Source organism: Dyella sp. EPa41 (assembly GCF_016586165.1).
Lineage (GTDB): Bacteria > Pseudomonadota > Gammaproteobacteria > Xanthomonadales > Rhodanobacteraceae > Dyella.
The window spans coordinates 1-16,093 of sequence record NZ_BCPR01000091.1 but is presented as its reverse complement, the minus strand read 5'-3'; the positions used below and the strand labels follow the sequence as shown (position 1 = coordinate 16,093).

13 protein-coding genes and 3 tRNA genes are annotated in these 16,093 nt (G+C 64.8%); 10 read left to right on the top strand and 6 right to left on the bottom strand.

Features of this window, described 5'->3' with window-relative positions:
• Window positions 1-99: 99 nt before the first annotated feature.
• A complete protein-coding gene (gene lepB, locus JMF82_RS19690; protein ID WP_201316235.1) occupies window positions 100-774 on the bottom strand; it encodes a signal peptidase I in 675 nt (224 codons plus the stop codon).
• Between the two features lie 143 nt (window positions 775-917).
• On the opposite strand from lepB, the gene JMF82_RS19685 reads away from it, so the two are divergent.
• A complete protein-coding gene (locus JMF82_RS19685; protein ID WP_201316234.1) occupies window positions 918-1,340 on the top strand; it encodes a nuclear transport factor 2 family protein in 423 nt (140 codons plus the stop codon).
• A 61-nt stretch (window positions 1,341-1,401) separates the two neighbouring features.
• Here JMF82_RS19685 and ppsA read toward each other — a convergent pair whose 3' ends face one another.
• Window positions 1,402-3,777, bottom strand: coding sequence for a phosphoenolpyruvate synthase (gene ppsA / locus JMF82_RS19680; RefSeq protein WP_201316233.1), 2,376 nt, complete (start codon window positions 3,775-3,777; stop codon window positions 1,402-1,404).
• Window positions 3,778-4,006: 229 nt separating this feature from the next.
• Between ppsA and JMF82_RS19675 the strand changes: the two genes are divergently transcribed.
• A complete protein-coding gene (locus tag JMF82_RS19675) occupies window positions 4,007-4,822 on the top strand; it encodes a pyruvate, water dikinase regulatory protein (protein WP_201316232.1) in 816 nt (271 codons plus the stop codon).
• 18 nt (window positions 4,823-4,840) lie between these two features.
• Window positions 4,841-5,335, top strand: coding sequence for a DUF1249 domain-containing protein (locus tag JMF82_RS19670; protein WP_201316231.1), 495 nt, complete (start codon window positions 4,841-4,843; stop codon window positions 5,333-5,335).
• 147 nt (window positions 5,336-5,482) lie between these two features.
• On the opposite strand, the gene JMF82_RS19665 is transcribed toward JMF82_RS19670, so the two are convergent.
• The 3 genes from JMF82_RS19665 to JMF82_RS19655 form a co-directional block, all read right to left on the bottom strand.
• Window positions 5,483-5,559, bottom strand: a tRNA-Asp gene (locus tag JMF82_RS19665).
• A 90-nt stretch (window positions 5,560-5,649) separates the two neighbouring features.
• Window positions 5,650-5,725: transfer RNA gene (locus JMF82_RS19660), tRNA-Glu, on the bottom strand.
• A gap of 11 nt (window positions 5,726-5,736) precedes the next feature.
• Window positions 5,737-5,812 (bottom strand) — tRNA-Ala (locus JMF82_RS19655).
• Between the two features lie 241 nt (window positions 5,813-6,053).
• Between JMF82_RS19655 and JMF82_RS19650 the strand changes: the two genes are divergently transcribed.
• The 5 genes from JMF82_RS19650 to JMF82_RS19630 all read left to right on the top strand — a co-directional run bounded on the left by JMF82_RS19650 (window position 6,054) and on the right by JMF82_RS19630 (window position 11,170).
• The gene (locus JMF82_RS19650) at window positions 6,054-7,823 is read left to right on the top strand and encodes a cation:proton antiporter (protein ID WP_201316230.1); all 1,770 of its coding nucleotides are present in this window, start codon (window positions 6,054-6,056) and stop codon (window positions 7,821-7,823) included.
• A gap of 219 nt (window positions 7,824-8,042) precedes the next feature.
• Window positions 8,043-8,816: an FKBP-type peptidyl-prolyl cis-trans isomerase gene (locus tag JMF82_RS19645; RefSeq protein ID WP_201316229.1), complete on the top strand. Its 774-nt coding sequence runs from the start codon at window positions 8,043-8,045 to the stop codon at window positions 8,814-8,816.
• Window positions 8,817-8,995: 179 nt separating this feature from the next.
• Window positions 8,996-10,333, top strand: coding sequence for a UDP-glucose/GDP-mannose dehydrogenase family protein (locus JMF82_RS19640; protein ID WP_201316228.1), 1,338 nt, complete (start codon window positions 8,996-8,998; stop codon window positions 10,331-10,333).
• A 2-nt stretch (window positions 10,334-10,335) separates the two neighbouring features.
• Window positions 10,336-10,554, top strand: a complete 219-nt coding sequence (locus JMF82_RS19635) for a SlyX family protein (RefSeq protein ID WP_201316227.1) — start codon at window positions 10,336-10,338, stop codon at window positions 10,552-10,554.
• Window positions 10,555-10,597: 43 nt separating this feature from the next.
• On the top strand, window positions 10,598-11,170 hold the full coding sequence (locus JMF82_RS19630; RefSeq protein ID WP_201316226.1) for a DUF2058 family protein: 573 nt from the start codon (window positions 10,598-10,600) through the stop codon (window positions 11,168-11,170).
• Window positions 11,171-11,252: 82 nt separating this feature from the next.
• Here the strand turns inward: JMF82_RS19630 and JMF82_RS19625 are convergent, their stop codons facing one another.
• The gene (locus JMF82_RS19625; RefSeq protein WP_201316225.1) at window positions 11,253-13,352 is read right to left on the bottom strand and encodes a 3-hydroxyacyl-CoA dehydrogenase NAD-binding domain-containing protein; all 2,100 of its coding nucleotides are present in this window, start codon (window positions 13,350-13,352) and stop codon (window positions 11,253-11,255) included.
• Between the two features lie 205 nt (window positions 13,353-13,557).
• Between JMF82_RS19625 and JMF82_RS19620 the strand changes: the two genes are divergently transcribed.
• Both JMF82_RS19620 and JMF82_RS19615 read left to right on the top strand, forming a co-directional pair.
• Window positions 13,558-14,055 (top strand): hypothetical protein, encoded by a 498-nt coding sequence (locus JMF82_RS19620; RefSeq protein ID WP_201316224.1) that lies wholly within the window; start codon window positions 13,558-13,560, stop codon window positions 14,053-14,055.
• On the top strand, window positions 14,052-16,093 hold a 2,042-nt coding region (locus JMF82_RS19615; RefSeq protein WP_201316223.1), incomplete at its 3' end, for a GGDEF domain-containing protein. The genes JMF82_RS19620 and JMF82_RS19615, both read left to right, overlap by 4 nt.

Here is a 16,093-nt window from a genome sequence, read left to right as displayed (position 1 = left end):
ATTCGACCACTCTGCCACCTCTCCGAAGCGGTGCGTGTGGTCCACGCGAGCCGGCAATTGTACGCATCGGATGACGGCGTGGCAATGGGGCGGGTCGATTCATTGCAGCGTCACGCCCCATCGATCGCTCCGGGGCAGGTAGCGGTCGCCAGGATCCAGCGAGACGACAACCCGGGTCGCGCGCCCGGTGATCTCCGTGCGCGGAAAGAAGCCGAAATAGCGGGAGTCGGCGCTGTTGTCGCGATTGTCGCCGAGCAGCAGGTATTGGCCGGCGGGTACGGTCACCGGGCCGAAGTCGCTGCTGTGACCTTGCGCGGCTACCGACCAGCGGACGGCATGGTGCAGGGTGCCTACGTCCTCGACGGCATAGAGCGCAGGATCTTCGCGGTCGTCGCGAATGCCCGCCACCTTGATGGGCCGATAGCTTGCGTGGTGGCCGTTCACGTAGAGCTGGTTTTGGCGCAACGCGACCGTGTCGCCCGGCACGCCGATGACGCGCTTGACCAGGCGCTCTCCGGCCGCGGAGGAATCAAGCACGACGATGTCGCCGCGCTGCGGATCGGCCAGGTGCGCCAGGGAAACATGAGTGAAGGGCAGGCGCACGTCGTAGGCGGCCTTGTCGACCAGGATGCGGTCGCCGATGCGGATGGTCGGCTGCATGGAGCCCGTCGGTACGACGTTCCAGTCGGCGATGGCGCTGCGGAACACCAGCATGCCGAGCATGAAGACGATGAAGCCCTTGTTTCGCGCGAGAAGCCTGACCAGCCGCTGCATGGGTGTTCTCCGTTCGCCCCGTCAGCCTGGGTGGACCCCGGGGAAGGCCGAAGGTTCCGGTCGCCAACCCGGCAAGCGGCGAACCGCGGCGATGACGTCGCCGTGGAACGCTGTGGTTACTTCATCGCGCCGAGGAGATCCCCGTGGCCCCAACGAATCTGCTTCTGCTGGCCGCCATCGCCGCATCGCCCGTGGCCAATACCGCACCGGGCTCGGTGGTGCAGGCGATGTTCGACGCCTTCAACCGACATGACGCGAGGGGGCTTGGATCGCTGTACGCCGGTGATGCCATCTTGGCCTCGTCGGATTTCTGTGGGACTCGTGTCGGTCGCGCAGAGGTCGTACGTACCTATCGCGCCTTGTTTCAGCGGTTTCCGGACATCCACGACGAGGTGCGGGACATGCTTGTCGACGGCGATCGCGTGGCCGTGCGTTTCGTGGCGAAGAGCGGGCAGGGCGCGGGTGCGGTGTCCTTGCCCATCGCAACGTTCCTCCACGTGAAAGAGGGGCTCATCCGAAGCGACGAGAGCGTGTTCGATACCGAAGGGCGTCCCTGCGAGCCCTGACGCCAGGCAAAAAGAGGGCGGCGCTTTCGCGCCGCCCTCTTTTTGCCGGCTGCGCAGGAACTCAGGCAGCCTTTTTCTTCTTGGCGAGGCGCAGCCAGGTGTCGACTACGGTGTCGGGGTTGAGCGAAACCGATTCGATGCCCTGGTCCATGAGCCATTCGGCGAGATCCGGGTGGTCGGACGGACCCTGGCCGCAGATACCCACGTACTTGCCCTTTTCGCGCGCCGTCTTGATGGCCAGCGCCAACAGCTTTTTCACCGCCGGGTCGCGCTCGTCGAACAGGTTGGCCACGATGCTGGAATCGCGATCCAGGCCCAGGGTGAGCTGGGTGAGGTCGTTGGAGCCAATGGAGAAACCGTCGAAGATGTCCAGGAACTCATCGGCGAGCAGCGCATTGGACGGCACCTCGCACATCATGATCACCTTGAGGCCGTGCTCGCCCTGCTTGAGGCCGTTCTTGCCCAGCACCTCGATGACCTTGCGGCCTTCGCCCAGGGTACGCACGAACGGGATCATCACCCACACGTTGTCCAGCCCCATCACCTCGCGCACGCGCTTGACGGCCTTGCACTCCAGGCCGAACGATTCGGCGAAGCCCGGGTCGACGTAGCGGCTGGCGCCGCGATAGCCGATCATCGGGTTTTCTTCGTGCGGCTCGTAACGCGAGCCGCCCACCAGGCCGGCGTACTCGTTCGACTTGAAGTCGGACAGGCGCACGATGACCGGCTTCGGATACACCGAGGCGGCGATGGTGGCGATGCCTTCGGCGAGGCGATCGATGTAGAACGACACGGGGTCGGCGTAGCCGGCCATGCGCTCGTCGATCTTCTTCCTGGTCTCGGCATCCTGCTTGCCGTATTCCAGCAGGGCCTTCGGATGCACGCCGATGTGGCTGGCGATGATCATCTCGAGGCGGGCCAGGCCGATGCCGGCGTTCGGCAGCATGCCGAAGTCGAAGGCGCGCTCGGGGTTGGCCACGTTCATCATGATCTTGAGCGGGGCGTCGGGCATGTCGCCCAGGTCGGCGGTCACGCGATCGAACTTCAGGTGACCTTCGTAGATCATGCCGGTGTCGCCTTCGGCGCAGGACACGGTGACTTCGGTGCCGTCCGGGATGGTGTCCAGGGCGTTGCCCGTGCCGACCACGGCGGGTACGCCCAGCTCGCGCGCGATGATGGCGGCGTGGCAGGTGCGGCCACCGCGGTTGGTGACGATGGCGGCGGCACGCTTCATCACCGGCTCCCAGTCGGGGTCGGTCATGTCGGCGATCAGCACATCGCCCTGCTGCACCTTGTTCATGTCGGCCAGCGAGCGGATCACGCGGGCCTTGCCGGCGCCGATCTTCTGGCCGATGGCACGGCCCTCGGCCAGTACCTTGCCCTTCTCGCCAAGATGGAAGCGCTCGAGCTGGGTGGCATGCGAGCGTGACTTCACCGTCTCCGGGCGGGCCTGCACGATATACAGCTTGCCGGTGTTGCCGTCCTTCGCCCATTCGATGTCCATCGGGCGGCCGTAATGCTGCTCGATCACCAGGGCCTGCTTGGCCAGTTCCTGCACGTCCTCGTCGTTGATGCAGAACTTGTTGCGCAGTTCGGCCGGGGTTTCCTCGATGCGCACGCGCTCGCCGGGCTGGTTCGAATAGACCATGCGCTGCTGCTTGGCGCCGAGGCTGCGGCGCAGCACCGCCGGCTTGCCCTGCTTGAGCGTGGGCTTGAACACGTAGAACTCATCCGGGTTCACCGCGCCCTGCACGACCATTTCGCCCAGGCCGTACGAGCCGGTGACGAAGACCACGTCGCGGAAGCCCGACTCGGTGTCCAGCGTGAACAGCACGCCGGAGGCGCCCACGTCCGAACGCACCATCAGCTGCACGCCGGCGGAGAGGAACACATCTTCGTGCTTGAAGCCCTGGTGCACGCGATAGGCAATGGCGCGGTCGTTGTAGAGGGAGGCGAAGACCTCCTTCACCTTGTGCAACACATCTTCGATGCCGACCACGTTGAGGAAGGTCTCCTGCTGGCCGGCGAACGAGGCGTCGGGCAGGTCTTCGGCGGTCGCGGAAGAGCGCACGGCCACGGCGATGTTCTCCGCGCCGGCATCCTTGCAGAGCTTGGCATAGGCATCGCGTATGGCCTGGTCGAGATCGGCCGGCAGCGGCGTCTCGGTGACCCACTCGCGGATTTCCTTGCCCGCGGTGGTCAGCGCTTCGACATCGTCCACGTCCAGCGAAGCCAGGCGTGCCTGGATGCGCTTGGCCACGCCGCTCTTGTCGAGGTACTGCTGGAACGCATCCGCGGTGGTGGCGAAGCCACCGGGCACGGACACGCCGAGTTTGGCGAGATTGCCGATCATCTCGCCCAGCGACGCATTCTTGCCACCCACCTTGCCCAGGTCGGTCATGCGCAGCGTGTCGAGCCAAAGCACCAGGTCGTTCAAGGGAGTCTCCTCAAGAGCTCTTAGTTTCGAAGTGGCTTGGCCGGTTCGAACCAAAAACCGGCCACAAAGAACTGGTATTGTCCGCTGTCGATGGTGCGAAGCACAAGAAGACCATTCCGCGCAAAACCCACGCCAGCTGCATACCAGTCAGGCGAGAGTCAAGCAAAGACAGGCTTTATGCGTTGCGCTAAGGTGATGGCCAGGAACAGTCAGGGACTTCGGGTTACCCATGCAGCGAACCGTTTTTTTCATCTCCGATTCCACTGGTATTACCGCCGAGACGATCGGCAACAGCATCCTGGCCCAGTTCGAGGGGGTCCAGTTCGACAAGCATCGCCTGCCGTTCGTCGACGACGCGCATAAGGCGGAGGCTGCCGCGCTGCGCATCAAGACCCGTTACGCCCAGACCGGCGAGCGTCCGATCGTGGTCAACACCATGGCCTCGCGGGATCTTTGCGAGATCGTGGCGGAAAGCGGCGCCCTGATGCTGGACGTGTTTGCCCCCTTCATCGGCCCGCTGGAGGACGAGCTGGGCGCCAAGCGCTCAGGCGCGGTGAACCGTTCGCACGGCCTGGTCGATTTCGACAAATACGAGGCGCGCATCAACGCCACCAACTACGCCTTGTCACACGACGACGGTATTGATGTGGACTACGCCCAGGCGGACCTGATCCTGGTCGGGGTGTCCCGCTCGGGCAAGACGCCCACCTGCCTGTACATGGCCTTGCATTACGGGGTGAGTGCCGCCAACTACCCTCTCACCGACGACGACCTGGACAAGCTGGAGCTGCCGTCGAGGCTGCGTCCCTACAAGGATCGCCTGTTCGGTCTCACCATCGATCCCATGAGATTGGCGCAGATCCGCGAGCAGCGACGTGCCGGCAGCCGGTATGCCAAATTGGAGCAGTGCAAGTGGGAGCTGGCACAGGCCGAAAAGCTGATGCGCCGGGAGGGCATTCCCAGCCTCAACACCACCCACGTCTCCATCGAGGAGATCGCCAGCAAGATCTTCGACCGCTTCGGTATCGAGCGGACCATGTTCTAAGAGGAGTAGCCACCATCCATGAGTGTCGTACTGGACAGCCGCAACGCTCTACTGCCGGGACGCTTCGGCTTCCTGATGGGGCTGTACGCGGAAAACTACCACCGGCTGGCGAAGCTGTTCGCGCCGCAGCAGCTGTCGCCGGGGTTCTATGTGTCCAGCGTGGATGATGGGCTCGATGTGCGCCTGCAAGTGCAGGAAAAGCACCCGTACACGCTGGAACTGGAGTTGACCTACAACTTCGTCGATGCGCACACCGGGCAACCGTCGCCGTCGGCGCAGTTGCGCATGTATACCGATGCGCATGTGGCCGAGGCCTTGCATTGCCATCCGGGCCGGCATCTGTGGCAGGTGCTGGGCCCGTTCCCGCCGGCACACACCGTGCTGCAGCACCGGCTGCGCATGAACGGGTTCCTGTCGCGCTGGCTGGAATACCTGGCGGAGCAGGGCCATTCGATGGGGACCCTGGAGCCGCTGGAAGATCACCGCTCGCCGGACGAGGCCGCTTTGCTGTAGGAGCGCACCCGGTACGCGACCGCAGGGCTGGGTCCTGCCGCTCCGTAGGCTTTTCGCGCACTGGGTGCGCTCCTGCACATAGAGGGAGGCGAGGGTACTTTTCTCCAGGCAACAAAAAACCCGCCAATGGCGGGCTCTTCGTAAAAGTGGCGGAGCGGACGGGACTCGAACCCGCGACCTCCGGCGTGACAGGCCAGCATTCTAACCGACTGAACTACCGCTCCACGTTTTTTACTGCTTCCAGCGCTGAACCAACTTCGACTTCATCCATGACCACTCTGACTGCTTCGCCGTTGACCGGCTTGGCGTTAGAGTGGCGTCCCCACGGGGATTCGAACCCCGGTCGCCACCGTGAAAGGGTGATGTCCTAGGCCTCTAGACGATGGGGACGTGTCTAAATTTGGTGGAGCCAGGCGGGATCGAACCGCCGACCTCCTGCATGCCATGCAGGCGCTCTCCCAGCTGAGCTATGGCCCCGTGTGCCTCTGGAAGCCCGAAAGAATAGGTTGGGTTTGCGATTTCGTCAAGCGCCCGCGACCAAATTTTTTCAAATATTTTTCACGTTCGAATCACAACAGGCAGTTACATCGATTCGCCGATCGCCAGCATCGATGGATGCATGGCGAGTTCGTCGAGCACGCGTTCTACATCGTCGCGCGGGGCTGTGCATCCAGGGCTTGATTGCTAGTCTTGCGTGACGTCCCCACGGATTTCGTCGATGCACGATTTGCACTTCATCCAGGATCTCGCGACCGTCATGTTGATCGCGGGCCTGACCACGGTGATCTTCCAGCGGCTGCGTCAGCCGGTCGTGCTCGGATACATCATCGCGGGCGTGCTCGTCGGGCCTTATACGTTCCCCGTGGTTTTCATCCACGACGAGCAGACCATCCGCACGTTGTCCGAACTGGGCATGATCCTGCTGCTGTTCGCGCTGGGCCTGGAATTCAGCCTTAAAAAGCTGCGCGAGGTCGGTGGCGCGGCGCTGGTGGCCGCGGTTTGCGAAATCGTGCTGATGCTGTGGCTCGGCTACGAAATCGGTCGCTTCTTCGGCTGGACGTCGATGGATGCGTTGTTCCTCGGCGCCATGCTGTCGATGTCCTCGACCACCATCATCATGAAGGCGCTCGACGATCTGAATCTCAAGCGCGAGCGTTTCGCGCAGCTGATGTTCGGCATCCTGATCGTGGAAGACGTGCTCGCCATCGTCTTGATGGCTTTGCTCACCGGCATCGCCAGCACGGGCGGCCTGGAGGCGGGCGAGGCGATGGGGGCCGTGGGACGGCTCACGCTGTTCATGGCGGTATCGCTGGTGGTTGGCCTGCTGCTGGTGCCACGCGTGGTCGACTACATCGCGGCGGTCAGTCGTGACGACGTGTTGCTGGTGGCGGTGCTGGGCCTGTGTTTCGGCTTCTGCCTGCTGGTTACGGAGATGGGCTACAGCGTCGCGCTGGGTGCCTTCATGATCGGTGCGATCGTCGGCGAATCGCAGAGCGTGGAGCGGGTGGAGCGTATCGTCGGTCCGGTGCGCGACATGTTCAGCGCGATTTTCTTCGTGGCGATCGGCATGCTGATCGACCCCGCCATGCTGAAGCAGTACTGGCTGCCCATCCTGGTCGTTACGGCGGTCGTGATCGTCGGCAAGGTGCTGACGTGCAGTTTCGGAACGTTCGTTGCGGGCAATGGCGGGCGCACCTCGCTACGGGTTGGCATGGGCTTGGCGCAGATCGGCGAATTCTCCTTCGTGATCGCCTCGCTGGGCTTGACCCTCAAGGTCACCAGCGGCTTCCTTTATCCGGTGGCGGTCGCGGTGTCGGCGATCACGACGTTTCTTACGCCTTATCTCATCCGCTCCTCCGATCCGCTGGCGGGCGCGTTGAGCCGTCACCTGCCCAGGACCTTCATGGGGGCGCTGGCCACTTATACCGACTGGATGGGCAATCTGAGCCTGAGCGGGCAGGGCGCCGTCGTGGCGAAGATGATCCGTCGCCTGGTATGGCACGTGATCATCAACATGATGCTGGTGGTGGCGGCGTTCCTGATCATGTCCTACCTGTACCGCCGCGGCTTCTTCCACTGGGATTTCCTGGCCGACAGTCCGCAGGTGAAACGCAGCCTGGCCTGGTCGATCGCGGCGTTGATATCGCTGCCGATGATCGTCGCGGCGTACCGGAAGGCATCGGCGCTGGGCATGTTGCTGGCGGAGCTGAGCATCCCCGAACGGATCGGCGGCGCCTACAACATGCGCATTCGCGCCGTGCTCGCGCGGTTCATCCCGCTGATGGCGATGTGGGTGCTCGGATTGCTGGTGGCCGCGCTGGCGTCGACCATCCTGCCGCCGCGCGAAGTGGCCGTGGTGCTGGTGCTGGTATTGCTGCTGCTGGCATGGCTGCTGTGGCGTGGACTGGTACAGGTACACGCGCGCCTGCAGGCCGCGTTGCGCGATACGCTGGAGAAGCCTGGCCGTTCCGGCGACGGGCATGCCTGAGTGTCGTGGCAAGCGGCGCTCAGGCGGCCCTCGGAATGTGCACAAATCGTAAAAAACCGCGGCGAAACGGCCGAATCGTGAACTTTTAATCACGACTGACGGTCGTAGCCCCCACAGCGTTGCCAAGACTCGACAGGGGCCGCACAATGCGGGGCCTGCCTCCATCGGGGGGGCTTAGTCCGGTAGCGCCGGCACATCTCAAATACGAGGGAGTTCCAAATGAAGCAATTTCTGCGTCCCACGCTGACGGCGGCCGCGCTCGCTGTTGCCCTGGGCATGACCGCTGGCGTGCACGCACAGGCTGCGAAGGGCGCTGCCCCCGCCACCACCACCCCGCCGGCCGTCGACAAGACCAAGGCCAGCTACGTGGTGGGTTGGGATCTGGCGAGCTCGCTGCCCCCGCTGGTTCGCAATGAAGTGGATCCGGCCACCGTCGCACGCGCGCTGCAGTCCGCCCTCTCCGGCCAGAAGCCGACGATGAGCGAGGCCGAGGCCAAGCAGGTGCGTGACGCGTTCGTGGCGAACCTCCAGGCCAAGGCCAAGGCCGAGTACACCCAGGTCGCCGCCAAGAACAAGACCGAAGGCGATGCCTTCCTCGCCAAGAACAAGACCGCTGCGGGCGTGAAGACCACCGCTTCGGGCCTGCAGTACCAGGTGATCAGCCAGGGTACGGGCGCCCGCCCGGGTCCGAATGACACCGTGCAGGTGAACTACGTGGGCACCTTCGTCAATGGCGAAACCTTTGACGACTCGTCCAAGCACGAGGGCGGCGGCGCCGCTTCGATCCCGCTCGCCGGCGTGATCCCGGGCTTCCGCGAAGGCATGCAGCTGATGCAGGTCGGCGGCCACTACAAGTTCTTCATTCCGTCGAACATCGCCTACGGCGCCCAGCCGCAGAACGGCTTCCCGCCGAATGCGACGATCATCTTCGACGTCACCCTGGTCAAGACCGGCCCGACGCCGGCTGGCGAGCAGGCCGGCGGCGCGAAGTAATCGCCGACGCGTCTCATTGAGACCGGCACGGGGCGCGAAGCGATTCGCGCCCCGTGCTTTTTGGGGTGCTTGCGAGCCCTGCTGCAGGCTCGGCGCGGTCCGCCTTGATGCCCGTGGGCGTGCTGTAACGCGTGGTGCTGTTAGAATCCCGAGCCTTGCATTCGGGAGTTGTTGCGACAATGAAGGTCACCATCTTTGGCACCGGTTACGTAGGTCTGGTTACCGGCGCCTGCCTGGCTGAAATGGGAAATCACGTCGTCTGCGTCGACATCGACGCGGGCAAGGTCGAGCGCCTGAAAAAGGGCGAGATTCCCATCTACGAGCCGGGCCTGGAACCGATCGTCAAGCGCAACCACGCCAGCGGGCAACTCGATTTCACCACTGACCCGGCGCCCGGTATCGAGCACGGGCAGGTCGTCTTCATTGCGGTAGGGACGCCGCCCGACGAGGACGGCAGTGCCGATCTCAAATACGTGCTTGGCGTCGCCCGCACGATTGGCCAGCACATGGACAAGTACACGGTCGTCGTCAACAAGTCGACCGTTCCGGTGGGTACCGCCGATCGCGTGCGCAAGGCCATCGCCGACGAGCTGGCAAAGCGTGGCGTGTCGGTCGAGTTCGACGTCGTCTCCAACCCCGAATTCCTCAAGGAAGGCGACGCGGTGGAAGACTGCCTGCGTCCCGATCGCATCATCATCGGTAGCTCGAGCGAGCGTGCGGTGAACGTGCTACGCAAGCTGTATGCGCCGTTCAACCGCAATCATGATCGTACCGTGGTGATGGACGAGCGCTCGGCCGAGCTCACCAAGTACGCGGCCAACGCGATGCTGGCCACCAAGATCAGCTTCATGAACGAAATCGCCAATATCGCCGAGCGCGTTGGCGCCGACGTGGAACTGGTGCGCCAGGGTATTGGTTCTGACCCGCGCATTGGCTATCACTTCATCTACCCCGGCGCCGGTTATGGCGGTTCCTGCTTCCCGAAGGACGTGCAGGCACTGGAACGCACCGCGCGGGGTGTGGGTTATGACGCACGCCTGCTTGGCGCCGTCGAGGCCGTGAACCACGAGCAGAAGGGCAAGCTGTTCGAGTTGATCGCGCGCCATCTGGATGGCCAATTGAAGGGCAAGACCATCGCGCTGTGGGGCTTGGCGTTCAAGCCGAACACCGACGACATGCGCGAGGCATCCAGCCGTGACCTGATGGAGGCCCTGTGGGCGGCTGGCGCCAAGGTCCGGGCGTTCGATCCCGAGGCTCGCGAGGAGACCCACCGCATCTACGGCGATCGCGCGGACCTTGTGCTTTGCGACAACGCCTACCAGGCGCTTGAGGGCGCGGATGTGCTGGCCATCGTTACGGAATGGAAGGCGTTCCGCAGCCCTGATTTCGCGCGCATCCGCGGCATGCTTGGAAGCCCCGCCATCTTCGATGGCCGCAACCTGTACGATCCGACCGCCGTGGAAGAAGCCGGCCTGGCCTATTACGGCATCGGACGCGGACGTAGCCTGAGGCGCTGAGCATGTCGGACGATTCGCTGCAGCAACGGCTCACCGAGTTGGAAGTGAGGCTTACCTTCATCGATGACACGGTGAGCGCGCTGGCCTCGGCGGATGCGGAGCTGTCGATGCGCATCGCCGCGCTGGAAGAGGTGATCCGCGGCTTGCGCAGCGAATTGTCATCGCTGCGCTCTTCGCAGGGACACGATCCGCACAGCGAACCGCCGCCGCCGCACTACTGAAAACATCCTTACCGTACCCGTACCAAGTCAGCGAGTTCCGAACATGGCCGAATCCCTGCGCGATCAGCTGCTCAAGAGCGGCATCGTCAAACAGGTCCGCGACGAGAAGCGCCCGAGCCCGCCGAAGGGTGCGCCTCCCTTCAAGGGTGGCAAGCCAGCGCATCCGAAGCCGCATGCATCGAGCAAGCCCCAGGGCAAGGGACAGGGCGAAATCGACCTCGCCAAGGCCTATGCCATTCGCGCCCACACGGAGGCGAATGAGCGAAAGCGGGCCGAACAGGCTGCCGCCGAGGAAGCGCGCCTGCGTCGCGAACGCAAGCAGAAGATCCAGCAATTGCTCGCAGGCAAGACGCTCAACAAACCCGAAGTCGATCATGTCCGCCATTTTGAGTACGGCGGCAAGATCCGCCGCGTGCATGTGGATGGGGAGCAGCTGGCGGCGCTCAACGCCGGCGAACTCGGCGTGGTGCAGCAGCAGGGGCGCTACCTGCTGGTGACTCGCGAGCTTGCCGAGCAGGTTCGAGAGATCGATCCACAGCAAGTGGCCCTGCTGGCCGACCCCGGCGGGGCGGGCGGCGTGGGCGAGGACGGCGTGCCTGACGACCTGATGTGGTGACGTCCCTGGTGGCATGCGCCGTCATGCATAAGGAAACGCCCGGCGCGAGCCGGGCGTTTCTGTTTGGCGATGCTGGCCGCGATCAGGCCTCGATATCTTCCGTTTGCCCGGCCGTTGCCGGCACCTCGAAGCCGGTCTGGGCCAGGGCGGGCAGATCCCAGCCTTGCTTGGGCGAGAAACGCTCGCCATGGCGCTGGGCGAGCCTTTCAAGCTTGCCCTTGACCACGGTGGCGCCTTCGCTGCGCACGTATTGGATCGGGCCGCCCCGGAACGGCGCAAACCCGGTGCCGAAGATCACGCCGGCGTCGAGCAGGTCGGCGTCATCGACCACGCCGTCAGCCAGGCAGGCCACGGCTTCGTTCACCATGGGCAGGATCATGCGGTCCTGCAGGTCGGCGGGAACGCTGTAGTCGGGGTCCACCTCGGGTTTTTGCGGCTTGCCGTCCTGCCAGACATAGATGCCCTGGCCGTCCTTCTTGCCGCGCTTGCCGGCCGCCAGCTTGTCTTCCAGCCCAGGCGGGAGTTCGAGGCCAAGGAAGGGGGCGAGCTCCTTGCCTACGGAGGCGCATACATCCAGGCCCACGGTGTCCGCCAGTTCAATGGGGCCCATGGGCATGCCGAATTTCTTGGCCTCCTTGTCCAGCACCGGACCAGGCACGCCCTCGCTGTAGAGGCGCATGGCCTCCAGCAGGTACGGCATCAGGATGCGATTGACCAGGAAGCCCGGCGTGCCCTTTACCGCCACGGGCAGCTTGCCGATGGCCTTGCAGAACGCCAGCGCGCGCTTTTCGGCGGTGGCGTTGAGCTGGTCGTGGCGCACCACTTCGACCAGCGGCATCTGGGCCACGGGGTTGAAGAAGTGCAGGCCCAGGAAGCGCTGCGGTGCCTTCAGGTCGACACGCAGTTCGTCCAGCGGAATGCTCGACGTGTTGGTCGCCAGCAGCTCGTCGGACTGGAACTGGGGCTCGATGCCGGCATAGAGCGCCTTCTTGGCTTCGGCGTTCTCGAAGATCGCCTCGATGGCCAGGTCGGCCGTTGCCACGCCCTTGCCCTCGACGTCGGCCCGCAGCCTGCGCGCCGCCGCCTCGATCTTCTCGGCCGTCTTGAGCTTCTTCTCGTAGAGCTGGCGGGCGCGATCCAGGGCGGGCTGGATGTACTTCATCTCGCGGTCCTGCAGGGTGACTTCAAACCCCTTGAAGGCAGCCCAGGCGGCGATGTCGCCACCCATCACGCCGGCGCCGACGACGTGCACGTGCTTGATCTGGGGGTCGACGCCGCTGCCCTGCGCCTTGAGTCTTTCCTGCAGGAAGAAGATGCGAATGAGGTTCTGTGCGGTGGGTGTCTCGGCCAGCTTGGCCACCGAGCGTGCCTCGAGCTTCAGTCGCTGCTGGATGCCGGGGCCGCCGCGCTTCCATACGTCGATCAGCGCAAACGGGGCCGGGTAGTGCTCCTTGCGGACCTTCGCGGCTGTCTGCTTGATCACCATGGGCGCAAGGATCTGGCGCGCCACCCAGGTATTGGTGGCCCAAGCCTTGGCACGCAGGGCGAACGGCCGGGCGTGCGGGCGGCGCAGCAGGGCACGCGCCTCGGCCAGCAGTTCCGTCGGCGGCGCCAGGCGATCGATCACGCCCAGGGCAAGGGCGCGCCTGGCCGATAAGGCCTTGCCGGTAAGCATGACCGGCAGCGCATCGGTGGCGCCGATCAGGCGCGGGAGGCGGGCCGTCCCTCCCCAGCCCGGATGGATGCCGAGCATGACCTCGGGCAGGCCGATGCGGGTCTTTTCGTCGTCCGCGGCAATACGCTGGCGGCAGGCCAGGATCAGCTCGGTGCCGCCGCCCATGCAGGCGCCATGCACGGCAGCCACGGTCGGGCAGGGCAGGCGGGCCAGCGATTCGAAGACGCGCTGGCCGTTCTCGATGTTTTCCAGCACGGTGCCGTGCTGGGCGTAGGTAACGAATTCCTTGATGTCGGCGCCGACGGCGAAACCGAACGGCTTGGCCGAGTGGATCAGCACGCCCGCCGGCTTCTCGATGGCCAGGCGTTCCACGATCTGGCCGAGTTCGTCCAGCACTTCGCGCGAAAAGGCGTTGACGTTGCTGCCGGCGCGGTCGAGGGACAGGGTGACGATGCCGCTGTCGTCCAGGCTCGTCTTCCAGTGATTGAAGCGCAATCCTTCGAACATAAAGGGTACTGGGGTGACCGGGAAGCCTCGCACCATACCTTCCCGTAGCGAGGAATGCGAGACGGCCCAGCCCGGCCCTCGAAGCAAGCATGAATATCCTGTAAAACCGCGTCTTGTGCGCTAACGCATGAAATGCGGCACGGAATCCGACAAGGCTTACAAGCCACCTAGGCGAACACCTTCAGACCACGTAATTTAGGGCCGGATGAGTACTGCGATCGCTCCCCCTCCCAGCCAGACCGGCGCCGAGATTTTCGAGCGCATTCTGAGTGCGCGCGGCAACCTGATTGCGCTCGAGGGAGGCGAGGATCTCGGCCTGATCGGGCAGATGCGTTCTCTTGTGCGGCGCAGCGGGCAGACGGTCTACCTGTGGACGCCCGAAGTCGGCCTCGGCAACTTGCGCGAAGAGCACGTCGGCTTGCCCGGTTCCCAACGCCTGAATATCGCCCTGCGCTACATGCAGCAGAGCAACCATTTCGGTGTCTACCTGCTGCAGCGGTTGCCGCTGCCCCTGGCCATGGCCGATGCCACGCTGTTGCGGCAGCTGGCGCGTGCGAATACGGGGCACGTCCGCCGGGTCGTGTTGCTCGACCCGCCGGAGACCGTGATTTCCAGTTTCAACGACGTGCTGGTGCGGCTGAGTTGCCAGCCCAAGCCTGCGCAGCGTCCACGCCTGCGCGACGGCCGGTGGATGCTGGCATGACGGGGTCCGCCGGCATCCTGGTGGTTGCGGCGCAGCGCGAGCTGCGTCGGGCACTGTTCGACACATTCGATCGCGACGGGCATTACGTCGTGCACTCCGCCCGCGACGCCACCCACGCCGGCATCCTGCTGGAAGGGCGGGGCGCACTGGCGCTGATCGTGCTGGCATTCGATGGCGATGGGCGCGAGGCCTCGGCCGGCCTCGATGCGCTGCGCCAGTTGCCTGCCTGCGCCGATGCCCCGCTCATCGCGGTGCTGGATGACGCGGCGATGCTCAAGCCCACCGTGCTGCCTGCCAGTGTCGCGGACTGGATCCATGCCTCGCAGATCGAACGCGAGCTGCTCGCGCGCTGGCAGCGGGTGCAGAAGGCGTTGCGCGCCGGATCGACCACCGGCGCGTCGTTGGCGGCCAGTGATGGTGATTACCGCTTCGCCTTCGACGAAGTCGAAAGCGAATGGTTGATCGTCGACCCCGCGCGCGGTCGCATCCTCGATTGCAGCGCCGCGGTGGCTCGCCATAGCGGTCTCGGCGATCACGAATTGCGGGGGCGCCCGCTGCAGGATGTATTGGCCTTCGTGGATGTCAGGGCCGAGCAGGTGCTCGCCGAGGGATCCCGGCGGTGGCATCCCTGCCGTCGGCGTTCGTCGCGCGGCGCGGATTCGGGCGAAGCCAGCGCGCGTCCCATCCGGCATGCCGGCCGTGACGTGGTGGCCTTGCTGTTCCGCAGTGACCGGGCCGGTGTGCGGGCCGAGGTAGCCCTGGGCTTGCTGGCGCGCATGTTCGGTTCCGGCAGCGGCGATGAAGGCATTGCCGAAGCGGCGCGCCTGCTCTACGAGGAAATGGGGTTCGACTACGTCGCCGTTTGGTCGGCGCGCCAGGACGAAGGCGGCGCTCCCGTGCAACTGGTGCAGTACTGGCGCGGGGACGAGCAGCTGTGGCCGGGCCCGCATCTGCAAAGCTCGTTGCGGCTGGTGTTGTCGGGCCAGGCGATGCTGCATCAGGCCGATGCCGCGCGCCTTGCGCCCATGGATCCCTTGCTCGAGCAGCTGGGACTGGCCGGCTTTGCCGGCTGGCCGCTGCAGGACGAGCGCCGTACCGTGCTGGGCGCCTTGCTCGTCGGCACGCGCCAGCCCCTGCCGTCGCTCGCCATCGTGCAGCCGGTGTTGCGTTGCGCAGCATCGCGTTTCGCGCATGCCCTCGAACTTCGCCACACGCGCGAGCAGGGCCGTGCCGAAGGCCTGCTCGATGCCCTGACGGGCCTGCCCAACCGTTTGCTGTTCAACGATCGTCTCGATACGGTCATCCGCGAGGCCAACCGCACCGGCGAATCCTTCGCCTTGCTGTTCGTCGACCTCGATCGCTTCAAGACCATCAACGACACGCTTGGCCACGCGGTGGGCGACCAGGTATTGCTCACCACCACGCAGCGACTGCGCGGTTCGGTGCGCGCGTCGGATACGGTGGCGCGTTACGCGGGCGACGAGTTCGTGGTGATCCTGCGCCACATCGTCAAGAACGAAGACGTGCTGCGCATCGCCGAGAAGATCGTGCAGGTGATGGGCGCGCCGTTGCGCATCGATGATGGCACGGAGTTGCAGGTCACCGCATCGATCGGCGTGAGCTTCTTCCCGGATGATGCGCCTGACGCGGAAACGCTGCTCAAGCACGCCGACGAGGCGATGTATGCGGCCAAGAGCCTGGGCCGCAACAACTACCAGATCTTCGAAGGCAGTGCGCAGCAGTCGCAGCAGCAGAACCTGGCGTTGAAGTCGGGCTTGCGTCACGCGGAACACAAGGGCGAACTGCGCGTGTTCTACCAGCCCCAGGTCGACGCGAAGAGCGAAGACATCGTGGGCATGGAAGCGCTGGTGCGCTGGGAGCATCCGGAGCTGGGGTTCATCGGTCCCGGCTTCTTCATTCCCCTGGCCGAGGAAACCGGCCTGATCGTCTCCATCGGCGAATGGGTGCTGCGCACGGCCTGTCGCCACGCGCAGGAGTGGGAGCGCCGCTACGGCCTGGGGTTGCGCCTTGGCGTGAA